Consider the following 4,148-nt stretch of genomic DNA (forward strand, 5'->3'; position numbering starts at 1 on the left):
AGTTCAAGGCGAACAGGTGAAGCTTTTCGGTAAAGTGGTCGAACACGATGTAGATGTGACCTACCAGGAATTCGGCCTCGGGAATGTTGAGCTCATCTACCTGCGGGGCGAGGCGGATAGTATCGCAGCGGGCACAGAATTCATAGCCCAGGTAGCCCACGCCCGAAGAGGGAATCGGAATCTGGTTGGGCGGCACCGTGTTTTCGGCGGAAATCAGCGTGAGGGCGTCGAGAATGTCGCCTTCGCCTTCCTTGAGGAACACGCTTTCCTTGCCGTCGATGACGATGCTAACGTCTTTCTCGTTCTGGCGCAGACGGAATCCTTCGTCCACCATCAAGGTAGAGTAGCGGCTGCGGCCATGGGCGAAGCTTGCCGATTCGAAGATTGCCTTCGCGCCGAGCTTCTTGCCGAGCGAAAACGGGGTGTAACGTTCACCCGGGAGTGCCACGTAAATGCTATCGGTACGCGGCTCGTAGCTCTGGGTTTCGGTGATGTGTCTGGTCTTGTTACTCATTTTTATCCTCTTGTTTAAAACTCTTTTGCGTTTAGGTTCCGCAAAGGCTTTTTGGTCCCGGAGGATTTTCGTGAGTTAAAGAAGAAAGGCCTCCGTGAGTCCGGAAGCCTTTGCTTTAAAATCTTGGGTGATTCGCTACAAATACCGGGCTCTATGTCAGAGTCCGCGCCACCAACGACGGTTGAAGATTGTACTTGTTGCGTTAACCATGCCCAAAAATTATCAATTTCGGGTTTCTCTGGCAAGGGATTCGTCCCAAAAAAAGTGCTTTTTTTGAAAAAGGCGTTTTTTACACGAAAAACGACACCTTTTTACAGGTGTCGCTTGGATGATCTCAATCAAGGAAGGTGTATAAAGTCCTTAATTTGTATGTTAAAAAATAAATAAGAAACCTTCCTGTGGCTGTTACATAATTCTGTTTTTTTTGGTACACATGGGTGGGCGCGGAAGTCGCTTTGTAAAATCCGCATCTTTAAAGGGTTGTCGCCCGCTGCGAAAAAATTGCCGATTTTAACCTAAAAATAGCCTTTTTGAGGAACAGCGAAGTGTAAAAAATTGTTTTGTAATAAAATTGTAAGCATTTTGCTCTATTCATAGGCCTGCATAAAAAAAGCATATAATTCTATAATTAGGCGACTTTTGAGGTTATATGAAATTAAGCAAGTACCCCAGTGCTATTCCATTCCTTATTTTTGCCTTCTGCAGCATTTTTGTCCAGATGGGACTTTTCGTCCACTTCCAGCGTTGGCTCTCCTTCTCGTTCGAAGGTTCGGCCTTCTGGTGGCGCAGCATGCTGCTCCAGGTCGCCATCTTCTCGCCTGCCATTTTCATGATGCCTGCGGCGAGCTACTTTGCGGGGCGCTTCCACAAGGGCCGCGTGATGGCATGGTCGTCGGTGGGAATGCTTGCTGCCGTTATCGCAATTGTCGTTTGTTATGTGGCGGGTGCCGAATGGGTTGCATACGGCTTGCTGGGACTCTATGGTGTTTTCCTCGCCATTCTCACTCCGGCCAAGCTCGGTATAATGAAGGAGATGGTCGAGCCCGAAGACCTGGTCAAGATTAACGCGTGGTACATGGCGCTTTGCGTTCTCGGTACTGCCGGTGCGGCATTCTTTGCGATGGGGCTTTCGGGTAGGCCCGATTCTCCGGTGAGCATCGATCTTACGCTCTGGATTTACCTCGGGCTTAGCGTGCTTTCGACTCTTGCCGCGTTCTTCATCCGGGTCGGCGCCACGCATGATACCCTGAAGATGCGTTCTTCCAGGCGCAACTTCGCCGCCACGTGGAGGCACCCGATTGTCCGTCTCGCCATTCTCGGGCTTTCGGCAATTTGGGGCGTTACGCAGATTTTCCTTATCCTTATCCAGAACATGGCGGACATGCTCAACACGGCCGTCATTCCGATTTCGATGTTCATCGTCACGGTGGGCTATATCGTGGGCGCTCTGTCCGCAAGCTGGGCCTCCAAGGGCTTTGTCGAAACCGGGTTCATCCCGTTCTCGGCGGCGGCTTCCGCCATCACGATGTTCGCGCTCCCGTTCGTGCACAACGACTGGCTGCAGGCGGTGCTCTACGGCATCATCGGTTTCTGCGCCGGTTCTTCGTTCGTCATTTTGCGTACGGTTATCCAGAACTTCACGCGCCCCGATACCGCGGGCCGCATCCATGCGGTGGCGAACACCATCCAGATGGCGTTCCTCGTGCTCATCATGGGCGGGCAGACCTTGCTGCTCATCTTTACGCCGGTGACGCTCGATTACTGCTTCATGATTCTCGCGGTGATCCTTGCGCTCAGCTTCATCACGAACCTGAGGCACACCCCGATGCCGCTCCTGCGCGCCGCGCTTCGTTTTGCGTTCGCTTTCGTTTTCCGCTACCGCGTGAAGGTCGTGGGCGTGCAGAACATTCCCGAGACGGGCCCGGTTCTTTTGGTGGGTCCGCATTTCAGCTTTATTGACTGGGCCGTGCTCCAGATGTCGTCGCCCAGGCCGCTCCGCATTGCGAGTAACAGGAACACTTTTGCGGACTGGTACCAGCGCTGGTTCTCGCACGGAAAGTTCTTCATCAACATCAATCGCCGCGACCCGGCTCCTGCCATGCAGCGCATTCACGATGCACTCCTGAGGGGCGAGGCCGTAGTCATCTTCCCCGAAGGCGAAGTTTCCAAGAAGGCGTTCATCTCGGCTTTCTCGCTCGACTATTCGAAGGCGATTGAAGGCACGAACGCTCCGATAGTCCCGTTCTACATCCAGGGCCTGTGGGGCAGCCGTTACAGCCAGGCTTCCGAGTGCGTGAACCGCCCGCAGGTCTTCAACCGCGTCATCAGCGTGGGTTACGGGAAAATGCTCCCGGTCGGTACGTCCGAAGAAGTCATCAACAAGGAACTGCATTTCTTGGGCGCGGACATCTGGAATGTCGCGATGGATCAGTCCCAATCGACAATCCCGCTCTGGTTCAAGGCGATGCGCAAGCGCCGCTTCCGCCCGATACTTATCGATCCCGCGGGTAACCACGTGAACGGTTACGGCATGATTCGCCTCTGCCATTATTTCGGGTGCATTATCAGGTCGGTGACCAGGGGTGAGAAGCACGTCGGGTTCATGCTGCCCACGAGCAGGGATGCCGCGCTCGGAATCATCTCGATTCTCGGGACGGGCAAGACGAGCGTGAACCTCAATTATTCCGCTCCCGTCGATACGATTCTCGGGTGCCTCGAGAAGGCGGACGTTGGCGCGGTCGTGACCACGCACGCCTTCTACGACAAGCTCTGCGGCAGGAACGCCGCCTTCGGGCAGATTGCCGAAAAGTACCGGATGATTTACCTCGACGAAGAGGAAGCGAAGATTTCTTCGGTGAGCAAGTTCCTTTCGACCGCGATAATCATGGCATGCCCCGGAGCCCTCTTGCGCAGGCTCTGGTTCTCCGCGGCGAAACTTAGCGACGATGCCGTCATCCTTTTCAGTTCGGGTTCCGAAGGTACGCCCAAGGGTGTCGAACTCACGCACAAGAACATCATCTCGAATGCGCAACAGGGTGACTATGTCATAAAGCTCTGCCGTACGGACGTGATGACGGCGCTGCTCCCGCTGTTCCATTCCTTCGGGTTTACGCTTACCTTCATCTTGCCGCTTTTGGACGGCGTGCCGATGGTGCTCTGCCCCGACCCGACCGATATCAAGACGCTTGCGCGCGTGTGCGCCCAGTACAAGACGACCATCATGATGGGTACTCCCACGTTCCTGCGCGCCATCGCCATCAACCGCTGGGTCCACCCGATGTGTCTCGATTCGCTGCGTTACATTATCGCGGGCGCCGAAAAGCTCCGTCCCGAAATGCGCGAGGCGTTCAAGCTCAAGTTCGGCAAGGACATCTACGAAGGGTACGGCTGTACGGAACTTACCCCGCTCGCCTCCATCAATGCCCCCAACGTGTTGCTCGACGACTTCCTCACCATGGAAAAGTGCAGCGATCCTTCGAGTATCGGCCTGCCTCCTCCCGGCACTATGGCCGCCATTATCGATCCCGAAACGAACGAATTCCTGCCGCAAGGTGCCGAAGGCATGCTTGTCGTGACTGGTCCGCAGGTGATGAAGGGCTACCTGAAGGACAAGGAAAAGACGGTCAATGTCATC

General features: G+C 54.7%; 1 protein-coding gene and 1 pseudogene. One reads left to right on the forward strand and one right to left on the reverse strand.

Annotated features, from left to right (window positions below; translation table 11 throughout):
• Positions 1-514: pseudogene (locus IK012_RS00770) on the reverse strand (anthranilate synthase component I); the annotation flags it as partial.
• Positions 515-1,163: 649 nt separating this feature from the next.
• Here IK012_RS00770 and IK012_RS00775 point away from each other — a divergent pair.
• Positions 1,164-4,148: MFS transporter (locus IK012_RS00775; protein ID WP_290949365.1), on the forward strand; the 2,985-nt coding region annotated here is incomplete at its 3' end.

The organism is Fibrobacter sp. (genome assembly GCF_017551775.1).
Lineage (GTDB): Bacteria > Fibrobacterota > Fibrobacteria > Fibrobacterales > Fibrobacteraceae > Fibrobacter.